This is a genomic window from Pseudomonas alliivorans (assembly GCF_017826695.1).
GTDB lineage: Bacteria > Pseudomonadota > Gammaproteobacteria > Pseudomonadales > Pseudomonadaceae > Aquipseudomonas > Aquipseudomonas alliivorans.
In genome coordinates, this window is record NZ_JAFFZW010000004.1 from 33,011 (window position 1) to 59,989 (window position 26,979).

Annotated in this window: 22 protein-coding genes; 11 read left to right on the plus strand and 11 right to left on the minus strand. The window is 60.5% G+C overall.

The features are described 5' to 3' along the window. Positions 1 to 2: 2 nt before the first annotated feature. From ypfJ to JTJ32_RS12670, 4 genes are all read right to left on the minus strand, one after another. Positions 3 to 890 carry a KPN_02809 family neutral zinc metallopeptidase gene (gene ypfJ / locus JTJ32_RS12655; protein WP_184321385.1) on the minus strand — a complete coding sequence of 296 codons (888 nt, stop codon included), beginning with the start codon at positions 888 to 890 and terminating at the stop codon, positions 3 to 5. A 192-nt stretch (positions 891 to 1,082) separates the two neighbouring features. Continuing rightward, positions 1,083 to 2,369 (minus strand): MFS transporter, encoded by a 1,287-nt coding sequence (locus JTJ32_RS12660; RefSeq protein ID WP_210042247.1) that lies wholly within the window; start codon positions 2,367 to 2,369, stop codon positions 1,083 to 1,085. Between the two features lie 333 nt (positions 2,370 to 2,702). Beyond that, positions 2,703 to 3,788, minus strand: coding sequence for a tRNA (uridine(54)-C5)-methyltransferase TrmA (gene trmA, locus JTJ32_RS12665; RefSeq protein ID WP_210042250.1), 1,086 nt, complete (start codon positions 3,786 to 3,788; stop codon positions 2,703 to 2,705). Further along, a complete protein-coding gene (locus tag JTJ32_RS12670) occupies positions 3,785 to 5,080 on the minus strand; it encodes an NCS2 family permease (protein ID WP_099226433.1) in 1,296 nt (431 codons plus the stop codon). The genes trmA and JTJ32_RS12670 overlap by 4 nt, the downstream gene beginning before the upstream one ends. A gap of 276 nt (positions 5,081 to 5,356) precedes the next feature. On the opposite strand from JTJ32_RS12670, the gene JTJ32_RS12675 reads away from it, so the two are divergent. The 6 genes from JTJ32_RS12675 (at position 5,357) to JTJ32_RS12700 (ending at position 12,104) form a co-directional block, all read left to right on the plus strand. Then, entirely contained in the window at positions 5,357 to 5,899 is a 543-nt protein-coding gene (locus JTJ32_RS12675) for a (2Fe-2S)-binding protein (protein WP_099226432.1), read from the plus strand. Next, a complete protein-coding gene (locus JTJ32_RS12680) occupies positions 5,896 to 6,885 on the plus strand; it encodes an FAD binding domain-containing protein (protein WP_184321377.1) in 990 nt (329 codons plus the stop codon). The genes JTJ32_RS12675 and JTJ32_RS12680 overlap by 4 nt, the downstream gene beginning before the upstream one ends. Continuing rightward, complete coding sequence (locus JTJ32_RS12685; RefSeq protein WP_210042252.1) at positions 6,882 to 9,083, plus strand: xanthine dehydrogenase family protein molybdopterin-binding subunit; 2,202 nt, start codon at positions 6,882 to 6,884, stop codon at positions 9,081 to 9,083. Before JTJ32_RS12680 ends, JTJ32_RS12685 begins: the two co-directional genes overlap by 4 nt. Positions 9,084 to 9,464: 381 nt before the next feature. Then, entirely contained in the window at positions 9,465 to 10,904 is a 1,440-nt protein-coding gene (locus tag JTJ32_RS12690) for a cytochrome ubiquinol oxidase subunit I (protein WP_099226429.1), read from the plus strand. A 3-nt stretch (positions 10,905 to 10,907) separates the two neighbouring features. Continuing rightward, entirely contained in the window at positions 10,908 to 11,915 is a 1,008-nt protein-coding gene (cydB, locus tag JTJ32_RS12695) for a cytochrome d ubiquinol oxidase subunit II (protein WP_099226428.1), read from the plus strand. 21 nt (positions 11,916 to 11,936) lie between these two features. Continuing rightward, entirely contained in the window at positions 11,937 to 12,104 is a 168-nt protein-coding gene (locus JTJ32_RS12700) for a DUF2474 domain-containing protein (RefSeq protein WP_073168748.1), read from the plus strand. Positions 12,105 to 12,198: 94 nt separating this feature from the next. Here JTJ32_RS12700 and JTJ32_RS12705 read toward each other — a convergent pair whose 3' ends face one another. Both JTJ32_RS12705 and JTJ32_RS12710 read right to left on the minus strand, forming a co-directional pair. Continuing rightward, a complete protein-coding gene (locus JTJ32_RS12705) occupies positions 12,199 to 13,323 on the minus strand; it encodes a methyltransferase (RefSeq protein ID WP_099226427.1) in 1,125 nt (374 codons plus the stop codon). Positions 13,324 to 13,454: 131 nt separating this feature from the next. Further along, positions 13,455 to 13,688 carry a helix-turn-helix domain-containing protein gene (locus JTJ32_RS12710; RefSeq protein ID WP_099226496.1) on the minus strand — a complete coding sequence of 78 codons (234 nt, stop codon included), beginning with the start codon at positions 13,686 to 13,688 and terminating at the stop codon, positions 13,455 to 13,457. Between the two features lie 341 nt (positions 13,689 to 14,029). Here JTJ32_RS12710 and JTJ32_RS12715 point away from each other — a divergent pair, with 341 nt between their 5' ends. After that, complete coding sequence (locus JTJ32_RS12715) at positions 14,030 to 14,806, plus strand: ferredoxin--NADP reductase (protein WP_099226426.1); 777 nt, start codon at positions 14,030 to 14,032, stop codon at positions 14,804 to 14,806. 217 nt (positions 14,807 to 15,023) lie between these two features. On the opposite strand, the gene mscL is transcribed toward JTJ32_RS12715, so the two are convergent. Next, positions 15,024 to 15,470, minus strand: coding sequence for a large-conductance mechanosensitive channel protein MscL (mscL, locus tag JTJ32_RS12720; RefSeq protein WP_184321364.1), 447 nt, complete (start codon positions 15,468 to 15,470; stop codon positions 15,024 to 15,026). A gap of 191 nt (positions 15,471 to 15,661) precedes the next feature. Here mscL and radA point away from each other — a divergent pair, with 191 nt between their 5' ends. Beyond that, entirely contained in the window at positions 15,662 to 17,029 is a 1,368-nt protein-coding gene (gene radA, locus JTJ32_RS12725; RefSeq protein ID WP_073168752.1) for a DNA repair protein RadA, read from the plus strand. A gap of 6 nt (positions 17,030 to 17,035) precedes the next feature. On the opposite strand, the gene JTJ32_RS12730 is transcribed toward radA, so the two are convergent. Beyond that, a complete protein-coding gene (locus JTJ32_RS12730) occupies positions 17,036 to 17,404 on the minus strand; it encodes a PilZ domain-containing protein (protein ID WP_184321361.1) in 369 nt (122 codons plus the stop codon). Between the two features lie 282 nt (positions 17,405 to 17,686). Between JTJ32_RS12730 and JTJ32_RS12735 the strand changes: the two genes are divergently transcribed. From JTJ32_RS12735 to yjiA, 3 genes are all read left to right on the plus strand, one after another. Continuing rightward, positions 17,687 to 19,762: a carbon starvation CstA family protein gene (locus JTJ32_RS12735; protein WP_099226423.1), complete on the plus strand. Its 2,076-nt coding sequence runs from the start codon at positions 17,687 to 17,689 to the stop codon at positions 19,760 to 19,762. Positions 19,763 to 19,789: 27 nt separating this feature from the next. After that, complete coding sequence (locus JTJ32_RS12740; protein ID WP_004884022.1) at positions 19,790 to 19,987, plus strand: YbdD/YjiX family protein; 198 nt, start codon at positions 19,790 to 19,792, stop codon at positions 19,985 to 19,987. Between the two features lie 95 nt (positions 19,988 to 20,082). Then, the gene (gene yjiA / locus JTJ32_RS12745) at positions 20,083 to 21,060 is read left to right on the plus strand and encodes a GTPase (protein ID WP_210042254.1); all 978 of its coding nucleotides are present in this window, start codon (positions 20,083 to 20,085) and stop codon (positions 21,058 to 21,060) included. A gap of 27 nt (positions 21,061 to 21,087) precedes the next feature. Here the strand turns inward: yjiA and JTJ32_RS12750 are convergent, their stop codons facing one another. The 3 genes from JTJ32_RS12750 to JTJ32_RS12760 form a co-directional block, all read right to left on the minus strand. Then, positions 21,088 to 21,657 (minus strand): YdcF family protein, encoded by a 570-nt coding sequence (locus tag JTJ32_RS12750; RefSeq protein WP_210042256.1) that lies wholly within the window; start codon positions 21,655 to 21,657, stop codon positions 21,088 to 21,090. Between the two features lie 111 nt (positions 21,658 to 21,768). After that, positions 21,769 to 23,022 carry a serine hydroxymethyltransferase gene (gene glyA / locus JTJ32_RS12755; protein ID WP_099226420.1) on the minus strand — a complete coding sequence of 418 codons (1,254 nt, stop codon included), beginning with the start codon at positions 23,020 to 23,022 and terminating at the stop codon, positions 21,769 to 21,771. Between the two features lie 116 nt (positions 23,023 to 23,138). Beyond that, a complete protein-coding gene (locus tag JTJ32_RS12760; RefSeq protein WP_210042258.1) occupies positions 23,139 to 26,975 on the minus strand; it encodes a sensor domain-containing protein in 3,837 nt (1,278 codons plus the stop codon). Positions 26,976 to 26,979 lie beyond the last annotated feature (4 nt).

Consider the following 26,979-nt stretch of genomic DNA (forward strand, 5'->3'; position numbering starts at 1 on the left):
GCTTAGAGACTCTTGGCGGCGAAAGTATCGCATTGGGTGATTTGGCCTTGCGCAAAGCCGGTCTTGAACCAGCGTACTCGCTGGGCCGAAGTGCCGTGGGTAAAGGAGTCCGGTACGACTCGACCACTGCTTTGCTGCTGAAGACGATCATCGCCGATGGCGTTGGCTGCGTTCAACGCTTCTTCAATATCACCCGGCTCAAGCCAGTTCAAACGATTTTGTGCGTTATAGGCCCAAACACCTGCGAAACAGTCAGCCTGAAGCTCCTGACGGACCAATAAACCGGTGCTGCCTTCCATGCGCTGCCCAGACTTGCGAGCGGCATCGACCTTGGCGGAAATACCCAGCTGGGTCTGTACGTGGTGGCCGACTTCGTGGGCGATCACGTACGCCTGAGCGAAGTCGCCGGCAGCCGAGAAGCGTTGCGACATCTCGCGGAAGAAGTCCAGATCCAGATAGACCTGCTGGTCGGCTGGGCAGTAGAACGGACCCGTCGCGGAGGTTGCGAAACCGCAGGCTGAGTTCACCTGGCCGCTGAACAGCACCAGTGTCGGGTCCTTGTACTGACGACCGTTCTGGGCGAAGACTGCGCGCCAGGTGTCTTCGGTGTCGCCCAGAATGCTGCGCACGAACTCGGCCTGTTGATCATTGGCCGGTGGTGCCTGACGTGTCTGCGAACTGGTCGGGGCGCTTTGCTCGGTCATCTGGCCGGTGAGTTGTCCGAGAATCTGCATCGGGTCCTGACCGGTCAGTAATCCGATGGCGACGACGATCACGATACCGCCCAGGCTCAGTCCCTTGCCTCCAATGCGCATGCCACCACCGCCGCCGCTACTTTCACCACGTGCATCGACCACGTTGTCGCTGCGTCGGCCTTTTTTCCAGAGCATGTCGGATCCCTCTTCTTGTCGTGCAATGAGTGTCGCTGGTGAAACCAAAACGCGCCAACCGGTCCCCTGCCAAGTGAAACACGGGCGGCGCAATGCATGATGCGAGGTATAGAGGGTAGGGGAGACCGATTGGTTCTAAGAAGCGGCGCCGCGAGACCGGTTTTCTGAATCCGGGCGGCGCGGCTCTGGTGCTCAATGTGCTTTTGCGAGCGTGCTCTCTGACACTTCTGCGGGGGTAGCGTCGGCAAAGCGGTCCACCTGCCGCAGCGTTTTGAAGCTGGTCATCCATGCGCCGACCACGCCCAGCGTGCAGACACCGCCCATGATCGCGGCTGGAATCGCACCGATCAGCGAGGCGCTGGTGCCTGCGCGGAATTCGCCAAGCTCGTTGGAGGAGCCGATAAACAGCATGTTCACCGCGTTGACACGGCCGCGCATGTTGTCCGGTGTCGAGAACTGTACCAGTGCCGAGCGGATGTAGACGCTGACCATGTCCGCAGCCCCCGCGATCAAAAGCGCCAGGCACGACAGCCAGAATAAGGTGGACAAGGCAAACACCAGATTCGCCACCCCGAACAACCCGACTGCCATGAACATGGTCATGCCGACATTGCGATCCAGTGGACGCATGCTCAGGTACACCCCGGTCGCCAGCTCACCCAGACTCATCGACGCGCGAAGCATGCCGAGCCCTTGCGGGCCGAGGTTAAGCACTTCGTGGGCATAGATCGGCAGCAGCGCCACCACGCCGCCCAGCAACACGGCGAACAGGTCCAGGGATATGGTGCCCAGAATGATCGGGCGTGAGCGGATGAAGGCGATTCCGGCCGTGAATCGACCCCAGGCGCTGTCGCTCAGGTCCACCAGTTTGCCTGCGTAAGGCGTCGCGACCCTGACCAGCAGCAGGATCCCGGCAATGAACGCTGCCACGCACACCGAATAGGTCAGCTCTGCACCGCCCAGCCAGTACAGGTAGCCGCCAATCAGCGGACCGCCGACCGTCGAGCAGCGCATGATCACGCTGTTGGTGGCAATCGCCGAGGCGAGCTGTTCGCGCGGTACGATCTGCGGCAACAGGCTTTGCAGGGCGGGACCGGTGAACGCGCGGGCGCAGCCGTAAAGCATCAGCGCGCCGTAGATCAGCCGCAAGTCCTGTAGATTCATGGCCGAGAAGACCAGCAGAATCAGGCCGCAGACTGCTTGAACGCCCCAACTGATCATCAGGATGACCTTGCGGTTGTAGCGATCGATCAGATCCCCCGCAGGCATCAGCAACAGCAGCATGGGGATGAACTGGGCCAGGCCGACATAGGCCAGCGCCATCGGCTCGCGGGTCATGTCATAGACCTGCCAGGCGACCACCACTGCCTGAATCTGCATGGCGAAGACCGCCATCAGGCGCGACAGAATGAAACTGATGAAGCCGGGTTGGCTGGACAGTTTGACGGATGTTGAAGCGGCGGGGGATTCAGAGCTCAAGACAGACTTCCATCGAAGCAGTGTGTTCGCGTTACGGGTTATACCTCAGCTTATAGATAGGAAGCTAATGAAAAAGTTGACGGTTTGTCCGGCCCGGATGTGCATATCGAGCGTTTCCACGCCCGGCGCTCAGCGTCACACGTGAGTCCGGAATAGCCGCCAGGCGGGACTAAAACCCGAGTCGCTGACTCAACGCATAACCTGTAGAAGGCGGCTTGCCGGCGAAGCGATTTTTCAAGCGCCGCATCAGTGACTGGACCGGCCTCATCGCCGGCAAGCCGCCTCCCGCAATCCGGTTCCTGCTGCGAGACTTATGGGCACCGGTCTCCAGTCTCAGCGCCTGACTAGTAACACTCCCGACTCCATGTGGTGGGTGTACGGGAACTGGTCAAACAGTGCGCAGCGCTTGACCCGGTGGGTGTCGTGCAACTGGGCGATGTTGGCCGCCAGGGTTTCCGGGTTGCACGAGATGTACAGAATGCGCTCGAAGCGGCGGGTCAGCTCGCAGGTGTCTGCGTCCATGCCTGCACGCGGCGGATCGACAAACACACTGCCGAATTCGTAGCGCTTGAGGTCCACACCCTGCAGGCGACGGAATGGACGAACCTCGTTCAGCGCTTGGGTCAACTCTTCGGCAGACAGACGCACCAGCGTGACGTTGTCGACCGCGTTGTCTTCCAGATTGCTCAGCGCAGCATTGACCGAGGTCTTGCTGATTTCGGTGGCCAGCACCTTGCGCACCCGGGTGGCCAGCGGCAGGGTGAAGTTGCCGTTGCCGCAATACAGCTCCAGCAGATCGTCATTGCGCTCGCCCAGCGCGTCATACGCCCAATTGAGCATCTTCTGGTTTACCGCGCCATTGGGCTGCGTGAACGCGCCTTCCGGCTGGCGATAACTGAACGTGCGTCCGGCAACGTCGAGCTGTTCGGTCACATAGTCACGCCCGATGACCAGACGCTGGCCCTTTGAGCGCCCGATCAGGCTGACGTCGAGCTCGGCTGCCAGCTGCTCGGCTTCGGCCTGCCAGGTGTCATCCAGCGGGCGGTGATAACACAAAGTGATCATCGCATCGCCTGCCAGGGTGGTCAGAAAGTCCACCTGGAACAGCTTGTGGTTCAGATTCGGGCTGGCTTCCCATCGCTCGCGCAGTACCGGCATCAGCGCATTGATACGCTCGCTGGCAATCGGCAGGCCGTCGAGCAGGATCGGCGTCCTGTTGTCACCCGGCGCGAACATCGCGTAGTAACGCTTCTGGTCCTCGCGCCACAGGCGGAACTCGGCCCGCAGGCGGTAATGCTCGCGTGGCGAGTCGAATACCTGAGGTTCTGGCGCATCGAAGGGTGCCAGCAATTCGCGAAGGCGTACGGTCTTTTCTGCAAGCTGACTTTCGTAGCCTGCGGGGTCGAAAGGAACACTCATGCGTTGAACCAGCCCAGCTTGATCACGAACAGGATCGACAGGATCACCAGCGCGGCATTCAGCTCGCGCCCGCGGCCCGATAGCAGTTTGATCGCCGTCCAGGAAATGAAACCAAAGGCGATGCCGTTGGCGATGGAATAGGTGAACGGCATCGCCAGCGTTGTAATCACTACAGGCGCGGCGACGGTAATGTCGTCCCAGTCGATTTCAGCCATGCCTGAGGCCATCAGCACCGCGACGAACAGCAGGGCAGGCGCTGTCGCATAGATCGGCACGCTGCTGGCCAGTGGCGCGAAGAACAACGCCAGCAGGAACAGGATGGCCACCACAATGGCCGTCAGGCCGGTACGGCCACCGGCGCTCACGCCAGCCGCGGATTCGATGTAGCTGGTGGTGGTCGAGGTGCCGAGCAAGGAACCGGCCATTGCCGCCGTGCTATCGGCGATCAGGGCACGGCCCATTTTCGGCATGTGGCCGTCTTTGCCCATCAGCCCGGCGCGCTTGGCCACGCCGATCAGGGTGCCGGAGTTGTCGAAGATATCCACGAACAGGAAGGCGAAGATGATGCTGACCAGACCGACGTCCAGTGCGCCCATGATGTCCAGTTGCAGGAAGGTCGGCGCCAGCGAGGGCGGCATCGACATGATCCCGCCGAATTGACTGAAGCCGAGCGCAATCGAAGCAATGGTGACCGCCAGGATGCCGATCAGCACTGCGCCTTTGACCTTGAGCTGGTCCAGTGCAACGATCAGAAAGAAGCCCAGCGTCGCCAGAATCGGTGCGGGCTGCTTGAGATCGCCCATGCTGAGCATGGTGACCGGGTGGCTCGCCACGATACCGGCGTTTTGCAAGGCAATCAGCGCCAGAAACAGGCCGATACCGGCCGCAATGGCCGAGCGCAGGGGCAGGGGAATGCTGTTGATGATCCATTCGCGGATACGGAAGATCGACAACAGAAAGAACATCACCGCAGACAGGAACACCGCACCCAGCGCCACCTGCCACGTATGGCCCATGTGCAGAACCACGGTGTAGGTGAAGAAGGCGTTCAGGCCCATGCCCGGTGCCAGGGCAATCGGGTAATTGGCGATCAGACCCATCACGGCCGAACCGATGGCGGCGGCCAGGCAGGTCGCCACGAACAGCGCACCCTTGTCCATGCCAGTCTGTCCGAGGATGCTCGGGTTGACGAACAGGATGTAAGCCATCGCCAGGAACGTCGTGACGCCCGCGAGGATTTCAGTCCTCACGTTGGTGTTATGTGCCTTGAGTTGAAACAGCCTTTCCAGCATGTCTGGCTCCCCGTGACGCGGCCTGCGTCGTGAATGATTCAACTCCAACAGCAAAGCACAGGCCGCCTGGGCAGCCCGCAAATTGATGCGGGTCGGAAAAAGCCGCGCATCATACCAGCAGCCAAACACGATGGGTGCGCGTGGATGACGGCTTTTAGATGATCTGCACGCCTGTCTATCGCTGTCGAGAAACCCTGAACGTTGCAAATCATGCGAAGTCGTACCCCCTAAGACGCATAAAAAGTGCGCTGTACGAATACCTACCGTGAGGTTTCCATGAATGCTCCGAACCCGATTCCCAAGGATGTCGCAGGTCATGCGATCTCGCTGACCCTCAATGGGCAACTGCGTCAACTCGATGTACAGCCCTGGACCACCTTGCTTGACCTGTTGCGCGACCGGCTTGATCTGGTCGGCACCAAGAAAGGCTGCGACCACGGTCAGTGCGGTGCTTGCACCGTACTGCGCGACGGTAAGCGGATCAATGCCTGCCTGACGCTGGCGATCATGTGCGATGGCGCCGAACTGACCACCATCGAAGGCTTGGCGGATGGCGACACGCTGCATCCGATGCAGCAGGCATTCATCAAGCATGATGCTTTCCAGTGCGGCTACTGCACGCCGGGGCAGATCTGCTCGGCGGTCGGCCTTGCCAATGAAGGGCGTGCCACCAACCGCGCCGAGATCCAGGAACTGATGAGCGGTAACCTGTGCCGCTGCGGCGCCTACAGCAACATCCTTGCTGCGGTGGAGGAGGCCTTGCCGCAGTTTCACGACGCCACCCAGGCTCAGGCTCAAGAGCAAAAGGTGAGCGCATGAATCCATTCACCTACAGCAGGCCTGCCGACATCCGTTCCGCCATCGACCTGAGCGGTCCTGCCACGCGATTCATCGCGGGCGGCACCAACCTGCTCGACCTGATGAAGGAAAACGTCGCTCGCCCCGAGCACCTGATCGACATCAACGACCTGCCGCTCAAGGACGTCACTGAAACCGCCTCGGGCGGCTTGATGATCGGCGCGCTGGTCAGTAATGCCGACCTGGCCTGGCATCCTCTGGTCGAGCAGCGGTATCCGCTGTTGAGCCAGGCACTGCTGGCTGGCGCATCGCCGCAACTGCGCAACATGGCCAGTACCGGTGGCAATCTGTTGCAGCGTACCCGCTGTTACTACTTCTATGACGCCAGCGTGCCGTGCAACAAGCGTGAGCCGGGCAGTGGTTGTCCTGCAAAAGACGGCCTCAATCGCATTCACGCGATCTTCGGCGCCAGCGATGACTGCGTTGCGACGCATCCATCTGACATGTGTGTGGCCATGGCTGCGCTGGAAGCGGTGGTGCATGTAGAAGGCCGTGCCGGTCGCCGCACCATTGAGTTCGCAGATTTCCATCGTCTGCCGGGCGATGCGCCACAACGTGACAATCAGTTGGCCGACGATGAACTGATTACTGCCATTGAACTGCCCGCGCCACGCTTCATGGGTCACAGCGCCTACCTGAAGGTTCGTGACCGTGCGTCCTATGCGTTTGCGCTGGTGTCGGTCGCGGCGGCACTGGAGCTGGATGGCGATGTGGTAACCGATGCACGTCTGGCGCTTGGCGGTGTGGCCCACAAACCGTGGCGTGATAAGCAAGTCGAGCGTTTGCTGATCGGCAAGCCCGCCACTCGCGAGTCCTTTGCTGCGGCCGCAGACGCCATGCTGGCTGACGCGCAGCCGCTCGAGCACAACGCGTTCAAGGTCAAGCTGGCGCGCCGCGCGATCATCCGCGCTCTGAGCGACGCAGCACTGGGAGGTACTGCCCAATGAATGTTCCCTTCTCCCCGATGGGCAAGCCCGTAGACCGAGTCGACGGCAAACTGAAAGTCACCGGCGGCGCACGTTACGCCGGAGAATACCCTGAGGACGGACTGCTGTTTGGCAGTGTCGTTTCCAGCACCATCGCCAATGGCCGTGTGCTGAACATCGATACCTCCGAGGCCCTTCAAGTGCCGGGCGTGGTTGCGATTCTGGACCATACCAACCGTCCGTCGCTGGCCAGCTACGACAAGAACTACGAGGACGCCGACTCTGCAGACGGTTCTCCGTTTCGGCCTCTTTATAACGACAACGTGCTGTACAGCGGCCAGCCGCTTGCGCTGGTGGTGGCCGAGTCGCTGGAAATGGCCCGGCACGCAGGCTCGCTGATTCGGATCACCTACGAACAGCAGGCACACCAGACTGACCTGCAGGCCGAATTGGCACAGGCTCACGACGTGTCGTCCAGCCTGCCCAAACCGCGTGGCAACTTCGAGGCGGAACTGGCCAGCTCGGCATTGAGTGTCGATGTGACCTACAACACGCCCAGCGAGTACCACAACCCGATGGAGCCGCATGCGTCGACCGTTCTGTATCAGGCCGACGGCAGCTTGCAGATTCACGACAAGACCCAGGGCACGCAGAACTGTCAGGATTACCTGCACAAGGTCTTCGGCCTGGAAAAAGACCGGATTCGCGTGTTGGCCGCCTTTGTCGGTGGTGCATTCGGCTCGGGCCTGCGTCCGCAGTATCAATTGCCACTGGCCGTGATGGCCGCCTTGCACCTGAAGCGTTCGGTGCGAGTAACCCTGACACGTCAGCAGATGTTCACGTTCGGCTACCGCCCGCGCACTGTGCAGCGTTTGCGCCTTGGCGCGGCGGCCAATGGGCGTTTGCTGGCCGTCGGACACGAAGCCATCGGCCAGACCTCGCGCTTCGAAGACTTCACCGAGCACGTCGTGGAATGGAGCGGCATGCTCTATCAGTGCGACAACGTGCAGTTGACCTACAAGCTGGTGCCGCTGGACGTGTTCACGCCGCTGGACATGCGTGCGCCGGGTGCCGCGTTGGGCATGATCGGGCTGGAATGCGCGATGGATGAACTGGCGTGTGCGCTCGCCATCGATCCTGTACGCCTGCGTCTGACCAATTTTGCCGAGCGCAACGGTAACGAAGACAAACCGTACTCCAGCAAGGAGCTGCGTGAATGTTATGCACAGGGTGCCGAACGATTTGGCTGGGACCGTCGTAACCCCGAACCTCGCAGCATGCGCGAAGGCCGCCAACTGGTGGGCTGGGGCATGGCGGGGGGCGTCTGGGAGGCGATGCAGATGAAAGCCAGCGCCAAGGCGCGTCTCGGTTCGGATGGCAAGCTGGTGGTCAGCAGTGCCACCACTGACATCGGCACCGGCACTTACACGGTCATGACCCAGATTGCCGCCGAAACACTGGGACTGGCGGTGGAAGACGTGACGTTCCTGTTGGGCGATTCTTCGTTGCCAACCGCGCCGCTGCAAGGTGGCTCGTTTACGGTGTCGTCGGTCGGTACAGCGGTGCAGCAAGCATGTCAGGCCTTGCAGCGTCAGTTGCTGGAAGTCGCCAAGGGCATGTACCCGCAATACGCCTCGGCTACGCCGGATGAGGTGCGGTTTGAGTCGGGCAGCCTGTATCTGGGTGATCAGGTCGTCTCGATGGCTGAACTGGCGGCGGCTCAAGCCAGTGGCGTGATCGAAGTTCAGGTCGATGCCGAGCCGGACAAAAAACGTGAAGCCTATGCGGCGGCCACCCATTCGGCGGTGTTCGTCGAAGTGCTGGTGGACGAGGATCTGGGCACCATCAAGGTCAATCGTGTGGTCAGCGCCATTGCGGCCGGACGCGTGGTCAATCCCAAGATGGCGCGCAGCCAGATCCTTGGCGGTGTGGTCTGGGGCATGGGCATGGCGTTGCAGGAAGAGGCTATGGTCGATCACGGTCTGGGACGTCCGATGAATCATAGCCTCGCCGAGTACCACATTCCGGTAAACGCGGATATCGGCGACATTGACGTGCTGTTCGTCGAAGAACATGACGAGATCGTCAATGCGCTGGGTTCCAAGGGCGTCGGTGAAATCGGCATCGTGGGTGTTCCTGCTGCGATTGCCAATGCCATCTACCATGCTACCGGAAAACGGGTCCGCGAGTTTCCGATCACGCTGGACAAGCTGTTGTAGTCCGTTCCCGGCAAACGGCATGCAGGAGACGATCGACCCGCTCCTGCATGACAATGCTCTGCGTCCGCCGTTGATGTGGCGCAGAGTGCCACGGGCTGCATGCCCGAGCAGAGCATGCGCACGATTGGCGTCCTCAAGACCCCGCCCAGGTGAGTCATCGCGCCACGCGACAAAAGACCACACGGCTCAAGTGGCTGAATGGGACTACTCTTTACGTGTCGGTTGACCTGTGTCATTGCGCAATGACCGCTGATGTGAGCCAACCCGCCAATCCCTGCGTACGTCATCAGAACAAATAGAAAGACAAGCACTCCATAAACGTGGGGGCAGTCACTGTTGGCTTTCTGCCAACAGCCGGTTTCACCTGAGAGAGGAACACTTATGTTCGGTTTGGAGGCTATCGATCTCGCCCGAATTCAGTTCGCATTCACGATTTCGTTCCACATCCTGTTTCCTGCCATCACCATCGGTCTGGCAAGTTATCTGGCTGTGCTCGAAGGCCTGTGGCTGAAGACCCGCGAAGATGTGTATCGCGACCTGTACCACTTCTGGTCCAAGATCTTTGCTGTCAACTTCGGCATGGGTGTGGTTTCCGGACTGGTCATGGCCTATCAATTCGGCACCAACTGGAGCCGCTTCTCTGACTTTGCAGGCGCTGTCACGGGACCGCTGCTGACGTATGAAGTGTTGACGGCGTTCTTCCTCGAGGCCGGCTTCCTCGGCGTGATGCTGTTCGGCTGGAACCGTGTCGGGCGCAACCTGCACTTCTTCTCCACGATCATGGTCGCCATCGGCACGCTGATTTCCACGTTCTGGATTCTGTCGTCCAACAGCTGGATGCAGACCCCGCAAGGCTTCGAAATCATCGACGGCCGCGTGATCCCGACCGACTGGTTCGCGGTGGTCTTCAACCCGTCGTTCCCGTACCGCCTGACGCACATGGCGATTGCTGCCTTTGTCGCGACGGCGTTCTTTGTCGGCTCCTCGGCTGCCTGGCACCTGTTGCGTGGCCGCGACACGCCAGCGGTGCGCAAGATGCTCTCGATGGCCATGTGGATGGCACTGATCGTTGCGCCGATTCAGGCTGTCGTAGGTGACTTCCACGGTCTGAATACGCTCAAGCATCAGCCCGCCAAGATTGCCGCGATTGAAGGCCACTGGGAAAACGTTGGTGATGAACCGACCCCGCTGATCCTGTTCGGTATTCCGGACATGAAGGAAGAGCGCACCAAATACGCGGTGGAAATTCCTTATCTGGGCAGCCTTATCCTGACCCACAGCCTGGACAAGCAGGTTCCGGCGTTGAAGGAATTCAAACCTGAAGACCGTCCGAATTCGACCATCGTGTTCTGGTCGTTCCGGGTCATGGTTGCGCTGGGCATGCTGATGATCCTGACCGGTCTGTGGAGCCTGTGGCTGCGCAAGCGCGGCACGCTCTATCAGTCTCGTCCGTTCCTGTACCTGGCGTTGTGGATGGGGCCTTCCGGTCTGGTTGCGATCCTGGCGGGCTGGTTCACCACCGAGATCGGCCGCCAGCCGTGGGTCGTCTACGGTCTGATGCGCACCGCCGATGCCTCGTCAGGGCACAGCGTCGCTCAGATGAGCATTACTCTGGTGCTGTTCGTGGTCGTCTACTTCGTGCTGTTCGGCGCGGGCCTGGGCTACATGATGCGTCTGGTACGCAAAGGTCCGAAGGCTTACGTCGAGCATGTGCCGCACGGTGGCCCCGGTCAGAAACGTACACCGGCCCGTCCGCTCTCTGCTGCCGTTGAAAGCGCAGAAGATGGCGACAACGTTGACGCGCTCGGCAAGGGGAATTAAGCCATGGGTATCGATCTTCCGCTGATCTGGGCCGTCATCATCATCTTCGGCATCATGATGTACGTTGTGATGGACGGCTTCGACCTGGGTATCGGGATTCTCTTCCCGTTCATGAAGGACAGTTCCGACCGCGACGTGATGATGAACACCGTCGCACCGGTCTGGGACGGCAACGAAACCTGGCTGGTATTGGGCGGCGCCGCGTTGTTCGGCGCGTTCCCGCTGGCTTACTCGGTGGTGCTGTCGGCGCTGTACCTGCCGTTGATGTTCATGCTGATGGGCCTGATCTTCCGTGGCGTTGCGTTCGAGTTCCGCTTCAAGGCGACCGACGAGAAACGTCACCTGTGGGACAAGGCGTTCATCGGCGGCTCGTTGGCAGCAACGTTCTTTCAGGGCGTGGCGCTGGGTGCATTCATCGAGGGCATACCGGTGGTGAACCGCCAGTTTGCAGGCGGCTCACTCGACTGGCTGGCGCCGTTTCCGATGTTCTGCGGCCTGGCGCTGATCGTGGCTTACGCACTGCTGGGCTGCACTTGGCTGATCATGAAAACCGAAGGGCCTCTGCAGAAAGCGATGCATGATCTGGCGCGTCCTCTGGCGGTGGCTGTGCTGGTGGTAATGGGTGTGGTCAGCCTGTGGACGCCACTGGCCCATGCTGACATCGCACACCGCTGGTTCAGCATGCCGAACCTTGTCTGGTTCATGCCGGTGCCGATTCTGGTGTTGGTGACCATGTACGGGTTGTTCAAGGCCGTGGCACGCAACGCGCATTACACGCCGTTCCTGCTGACCCTGCTGCTGATCTTCCTGGGTTACAGCGGGTTGGGCATCAGCCTGTGGCCGAACATCATCCCGCCGTCCGTTTCGATCTGGGAAGCCGCTGCGCCGCCGCAAAGCCAGGGCTTCATGCTGGTCGGTACGCTGTTCATCATCCCGTTCATCCTCGGATACACCTTCTGGAGCTACTACGTGTTCCGCGGCAAAGTCACCGCAGAAGACGGTTATCACTAGTCCGAACAGAGGAGATTGATCATGTCTGGCAAGAACTCGATGCACGACCCGGATCCGGCGCTGAGCAAGCCGCTCTGGCAACGACTGGCCTGGCTGGTCGGCATCTGGGCGGGCAGTGTGTTTGCACTGTTTATCGTTGCCAGCCTGATGCGGATGTTCATGAACGCAGCGGGCCTGACGACGCACTGATCGTCACTGAAAGCATTCCCACACCGTGTCCACGGACACGTTTTACAAACCCTCCGGTTTCGGAGGGTTTTTTTTGCTGCGAAAACGAGGGTGATTACTTGCGGGCTTTCAGTATCACGAACTTGGGCGTTGCCGCGACCTGCTCGACGCCTCGGAACAGCCGCGACAGCTTGGTGTGATAGCCCAAATGGCGATTGCCGACGATGTACAGCGCGCCGCCCGTGACAAGCGCGGCGCGGGCCTGCTGGAACATCCGCCAGGCCAGAAAGTCACCCACTACCTGTTGCTGGTGGAAGGGCGGGTTGCACAGCACCACGTCCAGCGAGTCAGGCTCCTGTCCCGCCAGCCCGTCGGCGGCACGGATAACCACCTCCCGGTCGCCCAGACTGGCCTGCCAGTTTTCAGCAGCGGACTGCACGGCCATGTATGACTCGTCGACCAGGGTGTAATGCGCCTGCGGGTTTTCCAGTGCGCTGGCAATCGCCAGCACGCCGTTGCCGCAGCCCAGATCGGCAACGCGCGCTGAACCGAGGTTTTTCGGCAGATAGGGCAGGAAGGCGCGCGTGCCGATATCCAGACCTTCCCGACAGAACACGTTGGCATGGTTGAGCAGTTCGATGGCTGGCTCGTCGAGTGCGTAGCGCGTGGGGTAGGGCGACGTCCTGAGTTCCCTGATCTGTGGCGTGGCAAACAGCAGGCGGGCTTTCTTGACAGCGAGCGAGGCTTGAACCGGCCCGACGTACTCTTCAAGCAGATCACCGGCCGAGCGCGGCAGGTGCTTGATCATTGCTGCCGCTATCACACGTGCGCCGGGTGCCAGCTGGCCTTGCAGACGAATGAGTTGCTCTTCGAGCAGCGCCAGCGTTTTGGGGACCCGGATCAGCACCCAGTCGAAAGGACCGGTCAATGGCTCGCTGGCAGGAATCAGCGGCACACTGTCGTAGGCCATACCGTTGCGGGTCAGGTTTTTCTCGAGGCCCTGGGCGGCGAGAAACGAGTCGGTGCTGCTTACAACGGCGGCATGAGGGGCAAGGCTGGCCGCCAGCGCGCCAAAACTGTCATTGAGCACCAAGACCCGGCTCTGCAGAGTCAGCCCGATTTCCGCTACGTGGTTGAGCAGGTACTCATCAGCGGCATCGAATGCCTGAAGCGGCTCATCTTGCTGTTCGGGCTGGCGAATAAGATCAAGCTGAGCGAAAGGGCTGATGAGCAAGGGCATTGGCAGGAAAACTCTGTGCAGGCGTGCGTGTATCACGTAAGTCCGTCTATCGACGGGCTCGCTGGGAGCGGTGATTTTACGTACTTTTTGCGTTTTGACACCTGCCCATTTGGTGCCGCTCGCCCGCTTTTTCAGAACATGCCGAGCAAGGCTGCCTGAACAACGGCCGCAGTCTTGTTACACACCCCCAGCTTCTGGACTGCGCTGGCCACGTGAAAATGGATGGTGCGTTCCTTCAAGCATAGAATCAGGGCTATATCACCTGCTGTCTTGCCTTTGGCAGACCACTTGAGGACTTCTATCTCTCGTTCCGTCAGACCATTGGGATTCGATGGATTTGATGAGTTGATTTCCATGTTCTTCATAATCGCCCCCATACCCTTTGATGGCGAGATTTCGCTGTGCTTTTATCCAGTCTAGGAAAAATGGCAAGGCAGTTTTGCGGACGGAAAAATATCCGGACGGATGGGGTGATGGCTTTTATGTGCTCAAAAACGCGTATTACGGCTGGAACACCCGTCGTAGCGCGGTTTGTGTTACGCCGGTTAGGCACAGGCCGGCAACATGCGCGGGCAGGCAAGAACCAAATGCTCTAAACGTTTCAGGCGCTGTCATGGACAAGCCACTACAAACAGCCGGTGTTTATCTGGCGCACTTTGCGGGACACTGACGGCCAATGTTCACATTCGGGAGCCCGAGGCACACCATGACCGTCAGCGAAGACAAGTTCACCCGGCAGACGCTTCAGCGTGTCACACCGTTGACCCCCAGTCTGTTTACGTTGCGGACCACGCGCGATCCCGGCTTTCGCTTCCGTGCAGGACAGTTCGCGCGTCTGGGCGTGACCAAGGCAGATGGCACCACCGTGTGGCGAGCCTATTCGATGGTGTCTTCGCCCCATGACGAGTTCCTGGAGTTCTTTTCCATCGTCGTGCCTGACGGCGAGTTCACCAGCGAGCTGAGCCGCCTGCGTGAAGGTGACAGCCTGATGGTCGAAAAGCAGGCTTTCGGTTACCTGACTCTGGACCGCTTCATCGATGGTCGTGATCTGTGGCTGTTGTCCACAGGCACTGGCGTCGCACCGTTTCTGTCGATCCTGCAGGACTTCGAGGTGTGGGAGAAATTCGAGCGTGTGATTCTGGTGTACAGCGTGCGTGAGTCGAAGGAGCTGGCTTATCAGCAGCTGATTGGCGAACTGATGCAGCGTGAGTACCTGGCCGAGTACGCCGATAAATTCCAGTTTCTGCCTGTCGTCACTCGCGAGCGATCCCCCGGCGCCTTGAATGAACGGATCACGCAACTGATTGAAAATGGCGAGCTGGAGCGTGCGGCAGGCGTTGCCATGACGCCGGAACATTCGCGAGTCATGCTGTGTGGCAACCCACAGATGATCGACGACACCCGCGCGGTACTCAAACAGCGCGACATGCGCCTCAGCCTGTCACGCAAGCCGGGGCAGGTGGCGGTGGAGACGTATTGGTAGGGAAAAAGTCCGACCCATCTACCCCGTGCAGGGCGCTCGACCTTGCACACACGCCTGCCCTGACACTGATCGTGCCCATCGCTCCGCGTGGGCATGCCTCACGTGACACGCGCTGCGTCACGTCAGAAGCGAACGCGGAGCGTCCCCAGAGGCGTTACCCATACTGGAACGTGAGGACCATCAACCCGGTTTGTCGCTGATCGCAGACGCGTCACGCTCACAACGGACGGGCAGGGTCCACGGTGATTGGCGTTGCAGGCTTGTTCTGCTCTTTGAGCAGGTCGCGAATCTCGCCCAGCAGGATTTCTTCCTTGCTGGGTGTTGGCGGCAGGGTCGGGGCCTTTGCTTCTTCACGCTTCAGGCGGTTGATGGCTTTCACGCCCATGAAAATGGCGAATGCCACGATGATGAAGTCAATGACGGTCTGAATGAACTTGCCATAGGCCAGCAGCACGGCAGGAGTGGCCCCGTCGGCAGCTCGCAGGGTAACGGCCAGATCACTGAAGTCCACGCCACCGATCAACAGACCCAGCGGCGGCATGATGACATCGCCGACGAACGACGAAACGATCTTGCCGAATGCCGCGCCAATGATGATACCGACGGCCATGTCGACCACGTTACCTTTGACCGCGAAGGCCTTGAACTCGCTTAGTACGCTCATGAGTAATTCCTTGTTACAGATAAATTGACCCGAATGAGTGTAATCCACTCACGCAGGTGCCGCCCGATGCACGTTCAATCGACCGGGCTGAGCCCTGGAAGTTTTACCCGTCTTGATCGCGATGGGGCGCCTACCGCCCAATCGGTACTTCAACCTGCGTTATCATGTGTGTTTTTACGACTGGGGTTGTCATGGCCAAGGCCAAACGCTTGTACGGTTGCACCGAGTGCGGCGCGACGTTTCCCAAATGGGCGGGCCAGTGCAGCGATTGCGGTGCCTGGAACACGCTTGTCGAAACGATGATTGAAAGTGGTGCTGCGGCGCCACCCAGTGGCCGTGCGGGCTGGACCGGCGCGCAGGCGCAGATCAAGACGCTGGCCGAAGTCAGTGTCGAAGAGATTCCGCGTTTCTCGACCAACTCTGCCGAGCTGGACCGCGTGCTGGGCGGCGGTCTGGTGGACGGCTCCGTGGTGCTGATCGGCGGCGACCCTGGCATCGGCAAGTCCACCATTCTGCTGCAGACCCTGTGCAACATCGCCCAGCGCATGCCCGCGCTGTACGTCACCGGCGAGGAATCCCAGCAGCAGGTCGCCATGCGTGCCCGCCGTCTGGGCCTTCCGCAGGACAAGCTGCGGGTAATGACCGAGACCTGCATCGAGTCCATCATCGCCACGGCGCGCGTCGAGCAGCCCAAGGTGATGGTGATCGACTCCATCCAGACCATCTTCACCGAACAACTGCAATCGGCCCCCGGCGGTGTGGCTCAGGTACGCGAAAGCGCCGCGCTGCTGGTGCGCTATGCCAAGCAGAGCGGCACGGCGATCTTTCTGGTCGGCCACGTGACCAAGGAAGGCGCGCTGGCAGGGCCGCGCGTGCTGGAGCACATGGTCGATACCGTCCTGTACTTCGAAGGGGAGTCCGATGGACGCCTGCGTCTGCTGCGGGCCGTGAAGAATCGCTTTGGCGCAGTGAACGAACTGGGCGTTTTCGGCATGACCGACAAGGGCCTGAAAGAGGTCTCCAACCCGTCGGCGATCTTCCTCACCCGCGCGCAGGAAGAAGTGCCGGGCAGTGTGGTCATGGCTACGTGGGAAGGCACTCGCCCCATGCTGGTGGAAGTCCAGGCCCTGGTGGACGACAGCCACATGTCCAACCCGCGTCGCGTGACGCTGGGTCTGGACCAGAACCGGCTGGCGATGCTGCTGGCGGTCCTGCACCGCCATGGCGGCATTCCTACCCACGACCAAGACGTGTTTCTCAACGTGGTCGGCGGTGTGAAGGTGCTGGAAACTGCGTCCGACCTGGCCTTGATGGCAGCGGTCATGTCCAGTCTGCGCAACCGGCCGCTGCCGCATGACCTGCTGGTTTTCGGTGAAGTGGGACTGTCAGGTGAGGTCAGGCCGGTGCCGAGCGGGCAGGAGCGTCTCAAGGAAGCCTTCAAGCACGGCTTCAAACGGGCCATTGTGCCCAAGGCCAACGCGCCGAAAGAAGCACCTCCAGGCTTTCAGATCATTGCCGTGACCCGTCTGGAACAGGCACTCGACGCGTTGTTCGAGTAACGCGCGCTAGAGCTCGATCAGCGCCGCCAGTTCGCGATCCAGTTCTTCCTCATCGCCCAGGTTCAGTTCGATCAGCCGCTTCAAGTGGCTGATCGACTGCAGACCGATGTGCCGGCAGACGAAGCCCAGCTGCCGGTTGTTGTCGTGGGTCAGATGCACATCCATCTTCACGTAGACGTCCGGGCTCAGGTGGATATCCACCAGAAAGTCCTGTGCCGGGTCGCCCGTCCAGGGCTCGGGCCGTTCGACCAGCAGGCCTTTGAGCGACAGGTCGACCAACTGCACTTTCCAGCGTTTGTCGCCTTGCGTCAGGTCTGTCTTCGCATCGAAAGCAATGCGTTTGAAGCGTCGGCGATCTGCGTGTGAGTCGGTCATCGAAAGAGCTCTCTTGTTGCGGTATTGCATGGGCCAGAGGCAAGACGTTTGGCTGTTCAATAAGACTGTTCATGCACGATAGACCGGAAAGAGGTTACCGGACAGATGGCGACCGCAGATTTCTTGCCTACCTCCTGACAAGCCCGCCTGCGGCGCTCTATGCCGGGTATCTGCCTTAATTGATCAAATTCCGGTCTAGACCATCGTGGGGGGTGGCCTTTCGCTGTGACAGCGCTAAACTCGCATTGCTTGCCTTCTAGTCAACTCTGCTGGAATAAAAAAATGAAAAATAATAATAGTCTGATGCGCCATGTTCCCTGGCTCATCGTCGCAATTGTTGGAGCATGTGCTCTGGGGGTCGTGGCCTTGCGCCGCGGTGAGGCGATCAACGCCTTGTGGATAGTGGTTGCAGCGGTTGCCATCTATCTGGTTGCTTATCGTTACTACAGTCTTTTCATCGCCAATCACGTCATGCAACTCGACCCGCTGCGCGCAACGCCTGCCGTGGTCAACAACGACGGTCTGGACTATGTGCCGACCAACAAACACATTCTTTTCGGTCACCACTTTGCGGCCATCGCGGGCGCAGGTCCGCTGGTCGGTCCGGTGCTGGCGGCGCAGATGGGGTATCTGCCCGGTACGCTGTGGCTGATTGCCGGTGTGGTGCTGGCTGGTGCGGTGCAGGACTTCATGATTCTGTTCCTCTCCACGCGCCGTAACGGTCGCTCGCTGGGCGACATGGTTCGAGAGGAAATGGGCCGCATTCCCGGCACCATCGCCTTGTTCGGCTGCTTCCTGATCATGATCATCATCCTCGCGGTGCTTGCGCTGATCGTGGTCAAGGCCCTGGCCGAGAGCCCGTGGGGCATGTTTACCGTTATGGCGACCATCCCTATCGCTATGTTCATGGGCGTCTACATGCGCTACATCCGCCCGGGCCGCATTGGTGAAATCTCCATCATCGGCGTGATTCTGCTGCTGGCCTCGATCTGGATCGGCGGCGCGGTTGCAGCCGACCCGACCTGGGGTCCTGCGTTTACCTTCACCGGCGTGCAGATCACCTGGATGCTGGTGGGTTACGGTTTCGTGGCGGCCATGCTGCCGGTCTGGCTGCTGCTGGCCCCGCGTGACTACCTGTCGACCTTCCTGAAAATCGGCACCATCGTGGCGCTGGCTATCGGCATTCTGATCCTCGCGCCCGAGCTGAAAATGCCGGCTCTGACCCAGTTCACCAACGGCACAGGCCCGGTCTGGAAAGGCGCACTGTTCCCGTTCCTGTTCATCACCATCGCCTGCGGTGCGGTGTCCGGCTTCCACGCGCTGATTTCGTCGGGCACCACGCCCAAGCTGCTGGATAACGAGAAGAATGCCCGTTACATCGGTTACGGCGGCATGCTGATGGAATCCTTCGTGGCCATCATGGCGATGGTTGCCGCTTCGGTGATCGAGCCAGGCGTGTACTTCGCCATGAACAGCCCCGCTGCCGTGGTCGGCAGCGACGTGGTCACAGTCGCACAGACCGTGACCAGTTGGGGCTTCACGATCACACCTGAGCAACTGACGGCGGTGGCCAAGGATATCGGCGAGAACACTGTTCTGGCCCGTGCCGGTGGTGCGCCGACCCTGGCGGTCGGTATCGCGCAGATCCTGCACCAGGTGCTGCCGGGTGAAAACACCATGGCGTTCTGGTATCACTTCGCGATCCTGTTTGAGGCGCTGTTCATCCTGACCGCAGTGGATGCCGGTACCCGTGCCGGTCGTTTCATGCTGCAGGACCTGCTGGGCAGCTTCGTTCCAGCTCTGAAACGCACCGAGTCCTGGACCGCCAACGCCATCGGTACCGGTGGTTGCGTGGCGCTGTGGGGTTACTTGCTGTATCAGGGCGTTATCGATCCGCTGGGCGGCATCAACACCCTGTGGCCGCTGTTCGGTATCTCCAACCAGATGCTGGCCGGTATCGCCCTGATGCTCGCAAGCGTTGTGCTGATCAAAATGAAGCGTCAGCGCTATGTCTGGGTGACCATGCTGCCTGCCACCTGGCTGTTGATCTGCACCGTGACGGCTGGCCTGATCAAACTGTTCGACTCCAACCCGGCGGTCGGCTTCCTGGCGCTGGCCAAGAAGTACAGCGCAGCGGCGGACGCCGGACAGATTCTGGCCCCGGCCAAGACCATGGACCAGATGCAGCATGTGATCTTCAACGCGTACACCAACGCGGGCCTGACCATACTGTTCCTGTTCGTCGTGTTCAGCATCCTGTTCTATGCCCTGAAAGTCGGTATCGCGGCCTGGGGCAAGAAGGAGCGCACCGACAAGGAATCTCCGTTCCAGGCCATGCCGCCAGCGTCGCAGGTGTGATGATGTTCACCCACAGAGGATATGCCCATGTTCAATGACCTGAGTCGCCTCGGGAAATACCTCGGTCAGGCCGCGCGCCTGATGGTGGGCATGCCGGACTACGACACCTACGTCGAGCACATGCAGACCACACACCCGGACAAGCCGATGATGACCTACGAGCAGTTCTTTCGGGAGCGGCAAGAGGCGCGTTACGGCGGCAAGGGCGGCCCGAAGTGCTGCTGATCCTCTGATCTGCGTTATCGTTTGACCCGACGCGCCACAGGCTGCTACCTGTGGCGCGTTTTCATTTCAGCCCAATTGCACCTGTCTGGAGCCTTATGAGCGAGTTGCAACCTATCCCTGTTACCGTCCTGACCGGCTTTCTGGGCGCAGGCAAGACCACGCTGCTGCGCCACCTGCTCAAGGCCGAACACGGCCTGAAAATCGCGGTGATCGAGAACGAGTTCAGCGATGCCGGCATCGACAGCCAGTTGCTGGGCACCGATCCTGTACAAGTCATGACTCTGTCCAACGGCTGCGTCTGCTGCACCATCCACACCGACCTCACCAAAGCGTTGTACCTGCTGCTCGAGCGGCTGGACAGTGGCGAAATCGCTTTCGACCGGTTGGTGATCGAGTGCACCGGTCTGGCCGATCCCGCACCGGTTGCCCAGACTTTTTTCATCGACGAAGAACTGCGCGAGCGCTACATCCTTGACGGCATCATCACCCTGGTCGATGCCGCTCATGCCGATACGCACCTGACCCAGACCATCGCTCAGGCGCAGATCGGCTTCGCCGACCGTCTGTTGGTGAGCAAGCGTGATCTGGTGGATGACGCGGCCTTCGAGGCCCTGAGTGCACGCCTGACCCGTATCAACCGCCGTGCGCCGATCCGTATCGTCGAGCACGGCAAGATCGATCTGGCCGAACTGCTCGACGTGCGGGGCTTCAACCTCAATGCCGATCTGGGCGGTGGCATGGTTCTGCGTCCGCTGGCGCCGGTTGGCAACTCTGGCGACCGCATCACCAGTCTTGTGCTGCGCAGCGACAAACCACTCGATCTGGATCGCCTCAGCGAGTTCATGAACGAGCTGCTGGAAGACCACGGCAAGCAACTGCTGCGTTACAAGGGCGTGCTCAACATCGCGGGCGAAGACCGGCGCATGGTGTTTCAGGGCGTACTCAAACTGTATGGCTTCGATTGGGACACTGAATGGGCCGAAGGCGAATCGCGCGAGAGCGTGATCGTGTTCATCGCCGACGAGTTGCCGGAAGAGAAGATTCGGGCCGGGTTCGAGGCGATGGTTGGGTGAGATGGCGCTGCGGGCTGCCTGGTCCGATCAGGTCCTGGCCGTCCACCAGTAGGCAGGCAGCGCCACCACTTCCCGGGCGATGGAGTACAGGTCGCGCCACTCGAAATAACGCGCGTGTGCAGTCGTGACCTGGGTCACACCGGCCTGCTTCAGGGCGTACTGGCTGCGGGTGATGTGAAAGTACTGGGTGACCACGACTGCGCTGGTGAAGCCTTGGCTGTTCATGATCCCGGCGCTGTTGATGGCGGTGTCTCGTGTGGTGTTGCCCTGCTCGTCCAGTAGAATCGCGTCACGCGCAATCCTGCCATGTTCAACAAGATAGTCCGCCATGACGGCCGCTTCGCTGAAGCCTTCCTTGCCCGTGCCGCCACTGACGATGATGTGGCTGACCAGTCCCTGCCGATAAAGCGCTTCAGCCCTGTCGAGCCTGGCTTTCAGGCGCTCTGACGGCACCCCGTCCGGAAGCACTTGAGAGCCGAGTACAATGGCAACGTCGCTGGTTTTGGCGGTGTCGGACAAGCCCTCTGTCACGATAGCGCCCGCAACCAGCATGAACAGCATCGGCAGGCTTATCGCAAGGGTGCGCAACAGCTTCATGGATCGTCTCCCGATCGGTCGGAGGGCTCTCTGCTCTCTGCAGCGGTGTCACAAAAAAGCCCCGGCTCTTGCGAGTCCGGGGCTTTGAGTTACTGCTTCAGGCGATACGGATCAAGCGCCATAGACTGGCAGTTTTGCGCAGATGGCCTTGACCTTCTCGCGAACGGCGTCGATCACGGCTTCGTTGTTCAGGTCCGCCAGGATGTCGCAGATCCAGCCAGCCAGTTCCTTGCACTCTGCTTCCTTGAAGCCGCGCGTGGTCACAGCCGGGGTGCCGAAACGCAGGCCTGAGGTGACGAACGGGGAGCGTGGGTCGTTCGGTACGGAGTTCTTGTTGACGGTGATGAAGGCGCGGCCCAGGGCGGCGTCGGCATCTTTACCGGAGATGTCCTGCTTGATCAGCGACAGCAGGAACAGGTGGTTTTCAGTACCGCCGGAAACCACATCGAAACCGCGCTCGATGAACACACCGGCCATGGCCTTGGCGTTCTTGACCACTTGCTGCTGGTAAGCCTTGAACTCAGGCTGCAGCGCTTCCTTGAAGCACACGGCCTTTGCTGCGATGACGTGCTCCAGCGGGCCGCCTTGCGCGCCCGGGAATACGGCCGAGTTCAGCTTCTTCTCGATGTCGGCGTTGGCGCGAGCCAGGATCAGGCCGCCACGTGGACCGCGCAGGGTCTTGTGGGTGGTGGTGGTCACGACGTCAGCGAACGGCACCGGGTTCGGGTAGACGCCAGCGGCGACCAGACCGGCCACGTGGGCCATGTCGACGAACAGGTACGCACCGACCTTGTCGGCGATGGCGCGGAAGCGCGGGAAATCCAGAATCTGCGAATAGGCAGAGAAACCGGCCACGATCATTTTCGGCTTGTGCTCAACGGCCAGACGCTCGACTTCGTCGTAGTCGATCATGCCGTTGGCGTCGATGCCGTACTGCACAGCGTTGTACAGCTTGCCGGAGGACGAAACGCTGGCGCCGTGGGTCAGGTGACCACCGTGGGCCAGGCTCATGCCCAGAATGGTGTCGCCGCCCTGCAGCAGCGCCAGGTAGACAGCGGAGTTGGCTTGCGAACCGGCGTGTGGCTGAACGTTGGCGTAATCGGCGCCGAACAGTTCCTTGGCACGGTCGATGGCCAGTTGTTCGATAACGTCGACGTATTCGCAGCCGCCGTAGTAACGCTTGCCTGGGTAGCCTTCAGCGTACTTGTTGGTCAGGACCGAGCCCTGAGCTTCCATGACGGCCGGACTGGTGTAGTTTTCCGAGGCAATCAGCTCGATGTGTTCTTCCTGACGCAGAGCTTCTTGCTCCATGGCGGCAAACAGATCGGCGTCGTACTTCGCGAGAGTCAAATCACGGCTGAACATGGCAGTCCTCAAGGGGGCATGGCGGAAAAGGGGGGCATTCTAACCCATCGGGTTTTATCTGGCATATGAAAGGCAGTCATGTGCCGGATGAATGGGGCGCATCAGCGACACGCCCATCAATCCAGCATGAACAACGCATCATTGCTGAACTGCGCCTCGAACTGGCTGGCGGGCATCGGGCGGCCGAAGAGGTAGCCTTGCACCTCGTCGCAGCCGTGTTCACGCAGGAAGTCCAGCTGCTCCTGGGTTTCCACGCCCTCGGCGATCACCGCCAGGTTAAGGCTGTGGGCCATGGCGATGATTGCCCGGGCGATCTGAGCGTCCTGTTCGCCTGAGGGCAGACCGTCGACGAAGGTGCGGTCGATCTTCAGGACATCGATCGGGAACTGCTTGAGGTAGTTCAGCGACGAGTACCCCGTGCCGAAGTCATCCACGGCAATGCTCAGCCCCAGATTTTTCAGGCCGTCGAGTATCTGCATGGCTTCGTTGACCTCGCGCATCAGGATGCTCTCGGTCAGTTCCAGTTCCAGGCACGCCGGAGGCAAACCGATGGTGTGCAGAATGCTGGCGATACGCTTGCCGAGCTGGCCATCCGAGAACTGCCGGGCCGAGATGTTCACGGACACTTTCGGCACGCGGACCTTTGCCTGATGCCATTTCTTCAGCTGGCTGCAGGCTTCGGTCAGCACCCAGTCGCCGACTTCGACCACCAGACCGAGCTCTTCGAGCACCGGAATGAAGTCGTTGGGCGGCACCAGGCCACGGCGTGGATGACGCCAGCGCAACAGGGCCTCGGCCCCGGTCAGGCGTTTGCCATCGCCGCTGAATTGCGGTTGGTAATACAACGTGAATTCCTGTTGCTCCAGGGCGTGACGCAGGTCGCTTTCCAGCTCCAGACGTTCCAGCGCCGTGGCGTTCATGTCCGCCTGATAGAACTGGAAGTTGTTCTTGCCGCGCTCCTTGGCGTGGTACATCGCCGTGTCGGCGTTCTTCATCAACTGGCTCAGCTCATCGCCATCCTGCGGACTCAAGGCGATGCCGATACTGGCGGTCACGAAGAACTCGCGGCCTTCCAGCACGAAAGGCGTCACCAGGCTGTTGAGAATTTTCTCGGCAACGTGAATGGCACGGTTCAACGCGCTTTCCCGCGTCGGGCCCGGCTGCAGCAGCAGAGTGAATTCATCACCGCCCATGCGCGCCACCGTGTCGTCGTCTGTGACGCAAGCCAGCAGGCGCGTGGCCATTTCCTTGAGCATGCGGTCACCTGCTGCATGGCCCAGGGAATCGTTGATCGGTTTGAAACGGTCCAGATCAAGGAACATCAGCACGACCCATGCCTGTTGCCGCTCGGCCTGCTGGAGGGCCGAATGCAGACGGTCCTGGAACAGCGTGCGGTTGGGCAGGTGCGTCAGGGCATCGTAGTAGGCCAGGCGATGGATGCGTTCTTCGCTGGCCTTGCGTTCGCTGATATCGCTGAAGAAGCACACGTAGCTTGCCAGATCGCCTTCATCGTCCACCACCGCAGTGATGCCGACCCATGCCGGATAATGCTCGCCGTTGCGCCGCTTGAGCCTGACCTCGCCTTCCCAGGTACCGCTATGGTTGAGCTGCCTGAGGACGTAGCGCAGGTGCGCTTCCTGTTCCGCTTCCACCGTCAGCATGCCGGGTAACTGATCGAGCACCTGAGCCACTTCGTAGCCGCTGACCCGGGTGAACGCTTCGTTGGCCTGCACGATGTAGCCCGCAGGGTCGGTGATCAGAATGGCCGATGTGGAGTGCTCGAATACCGTGGCCGCCATGCGCAGGTCTTTTTCCGCGCGGCGTTGCTGGCTGATGTCACGGCCGACGCCAAGAAGACCCTCGAAATGGTCGTGCTCGTCCCAGACCAGGACCATGCGCAGTTCGACCGGCACCTTGCGGCCATCGGCACGCAGGCAGTCGAACACAAACAGACGCGGCGTGGCGTCGCTGCGCAACTTTGCCAGTTCTTCCGGCTTGTCGAGGACTTTGCGGATGTTGCGGATCAGCGCATCGAACCCCGTCAACTGTTGCGGGTTGGCAACGGTCACGCCCCAGCCATGGGTGAGAATCCATTCGGCGGTGTAGCCCAGAACGCTCTGGACCGAAGGGCTCACGTAGTTGGGCTCGAGCTGATTGTCGGTGGAGAAGATCACGTCGCTGATGCTCTCTGCGAGCATGCGGTAGCGCTGTTCGCTGTCACGCAAGGACTGACTGGACGTCACCTGATCGGTAATGTCCTTGGCAACGCCGATGATGCGTGTCACCAGGTCCTGGCTATCCCGCGCCAGCGCCTGCTCGCGAATGTCGAAACAGCGCCACTGGTTATCACGGTCGCGGAAGCGCAGGACACATTGCAGCAGTTCGTTGTGCCCGTGATGACGCTGGCGCAGACGCATGTCCTGATAGGGTTTGGCGTCTTCCGGGTGCAGCAGGATTTCCCAGAAAAACTCACCCATCCCGTGCAGTTCCGACTTGCTGTAACCCAACGTCTTGCCGAGGTGGTGGTTGCTGTAGATCATCCGCTGGCTGAGCACATCCTGCACGTAGAGGTGATCCGGCACGGTGCGGACCACGTCGGACCAGAAGCTTTCACGGTCCAGCAACGACAGTTCGATCTGTTTGCGGCTGGTGATATCGCCAATGCTGAGAATCACGGCGTCGAAGTCGGCGGGGCTTTCCGGCAGCCTGAGCACCAGCCACAGGTGCTGATCCTGGCCGTCTTCACGGGTGCGGCGGATTTCCAGTTCCAGTCGCGGCTGTCTGTCGAGCACCGCGCGGATTACTTGAATGCCGATGCCGGGGCGCGTACGCGACTCGCCTTCGATCAATTGCTGCCATGCCTGCTCGCCGCATTCGACGTTCAGCAGGCCCAGAGCAACGTCGTTCACCTCGTTGATCCGCAGTTGTTGCAGCAGCCGGTCAAGCAGTCCCGGCTGGTTCTTCAGCAGCAGATCGAGGTCTTCGCAGGTCCGGATCTGCAGGGTTTCCAGGCGGTCCGGCAGGCTGGACATGTCCAGCACACAGATGGCAACGCCAGCCCCTTCGAAAATATCGCGATAGCGGCGGCGGCTTTCCAGCAATTGACGCTGCCTGCCGCGCAGGCTCATGAGGGCGATCAGTGGCAGAATTGAAAACAGCAGGCCGACGATGCATTTGCCCACGAGTGGCGCGAGTAAATCCTGGCGAGCCTTGTGCGCGTCGAAAAGCCCGCGAAGCTGCCAGTCGCTGTTGCCCAGAGGCTGGAGCAGAACGGTCTCTGCGTGGCCGGTATCTGTCACGTTGTCAGGCATGGGCTCGCGCAGGATCACCTGCTGTGTGCCACGTTTTTCCAGCCGCCACAGGTGCTGGAAATCCTGTGTTGGCTGCTGGATGAAGCCCTTGAGCGCTTCGGGCAGCATGCGCACGGCCCAGTAGTCGCCGGTCGTGCTGCCGCCCTGACGCATCAGCAGGTAGATCTGCGACCCGTCCTCGTTGCTGGTGTAGTAGAAAGGCCGCCCCATGGCGTGCTTCAGCGCACCTTTAAGCAGGCCTGCGTCGCTGCTCATGTCGGCACTGTCCCTGATGACTTCTCCGCCGGGGGAGAGGCTGACAACGCTGCGTAATGTCGGCAAGGCCGCGCGCAGTGCGCTTATTGGCGTTGCCTGCTCCGGCTTGTCTTCGCCTGACTGGATTTCTTCCAGCAGATTCATCGCAATCTGGGCGTTGAGCGCCATGTTCAGACTGATGCGGTCGGAAAGCTGCGTCGCGTAGTCGAGGCTGCGCTGGCGCTGACGTTCCTGGGTCTGATGGAATTGTTCGATGAGTTGCCAGAGCAGCAGCGCGATCATCAGCAACACCAGCGCCGCCAGGACACCCTTCAGTGAGCCGCGCAGAGGCCTGACGGTACTGCTTTTGGCGATACTCGATGGCGAAGAGGTCGTTGATGTGGGCAAGTCG

Coding starts and splice junctions, on each gene's coding strand:
- ypfJ (WP_184321385.1), bottom strand. CDS start 890: ATGCTCTGGAAAAAAGGCCGACGCAGCGACAACGTGGTCGATGCACGT.
- trmA (WP_210042250.1), bottom strand. CDS start 3,788: ATGAGTGTTCCTTTCGACCCCGCAGGCTACGAAAGTCAGCTTGCAGAA.
- JTJ32_RS12670 (WP_099226433.1), bottom strand. CDS start 5,080: ATGCTGGAAAGGCTGTTTCAACTCAAGGCACATAACACCAACGTGAGG.
- JTJ32_RS12675 (WP_099226432.1), top strand. CDS start 5,357: ATGAATGCTCCGAACCCGATTCCCAAGGATGTCGCAGGTCATGCGATC.
- JTJ32_RS12680 (WP_184321377.1), top strand. CDS start 5,896: ATGAATCCATTCACCTACAGCAGGCCTGCCGACATCCGTTCCGCCATC.
- JTJ32_RS12685 (WP_210042252.1), top strand. CDS start 6,882: ATGAATGTTCCCTTCTCCCCGATGGGCAAGCCCGTAGACCGAGTCGAC.
- JTJ32_RS12690 (WP_099226429.1), top strand. CDS start 9,465: ATGTTCGGTTTGGAGGCTATCGATCTCGCCCGAATTCAGTTCGCATTC.
- cydB (WP_099226428.1), top strand. CDS start 10,908: ATGGGTATCGATCTTCCGCTGATCTGGGCCGTCATCATCATCTTCGGC.
- JTJ32_RS12700 (WP_073168748.1), top strand. CDS start 11,937: ATGTCTGGCAAGAACTCGATGCACGACCCGGATCCGGCGCTGAGCAAG.
- JTJ32_RS12705 (WP_099226427.1), bottom strand. CDS start 13,323: ATGCCCTTGCTCATCAGCCCTTTCGCTCAGCTTGATCTTATTCGCCAG.
- JTJ32_RS12710 (WP_099226496.1), bottom strand. CDS start 13,688: ATGAAGAACATGGAAATCAACTCATCAAATCCATCGAATCCCAATGGT.
- JTJ32_RS12715 (WP_099226426.1), top strand. CDS start 14,030: ATGACCGTCAGCGAAGACAAGTTCACCCGGCAGACGCTTCAGCGTGTC.
- mscL (WP_184321364.1), bottom strand. CDS start 15,470: ATGAGCGTACTAAGCGAGTTCAAGGCCTTCGCGGTCAAAGGTAACGTG.
- radA (WP_073168752.1), top strand. CDS start 15,662: ATGGCCAAGGCCAAACGCTTGTACGGTTGCACCGAGTGCGGCGCGACG.
- JTJ32_RS12730 (WP_184321361.1), bottom strand. CDS start 17,404: ATGACCGACTCACACGCAGATCGCCGACGCTTCAAACGCATTGCTTTC.
- JTJ32_RS12735 (WP_099226423.1), top strand. CDS start 17,687: ATGAAAAATAATAATAGTCTGATGCGCCATGTTCCCTGGCTCATCGTC.
- JTJ32_RS12740 (WP_004884022.1), top strand. CDS start 19,790: ATGTTCAATGACCTGAGTCGCCTCGGGAAATACCTCGGTCAGGCCGCG.
- yjiA (WP_210042254.1), top strand. CDS start 20,083: ATGAGCGAGTTGCAACCTATCCCTGTTACCGTCCTGACCGGCTTTCTG.
- JTJ32_RS12750 (WP_210042256.1), bottom strand. CDS start 21,657: ATGAAGCTGTTGCGCACCCTTGCGATAAGCCTGCCGATGCTGTTCATG.
- glyA (WP_099226420.1), bottom strand. CDS start 23,022: ATGTTCAGCCGTGATTTGACTCTCGCGAAGTACGACGCCGATCTGTTT.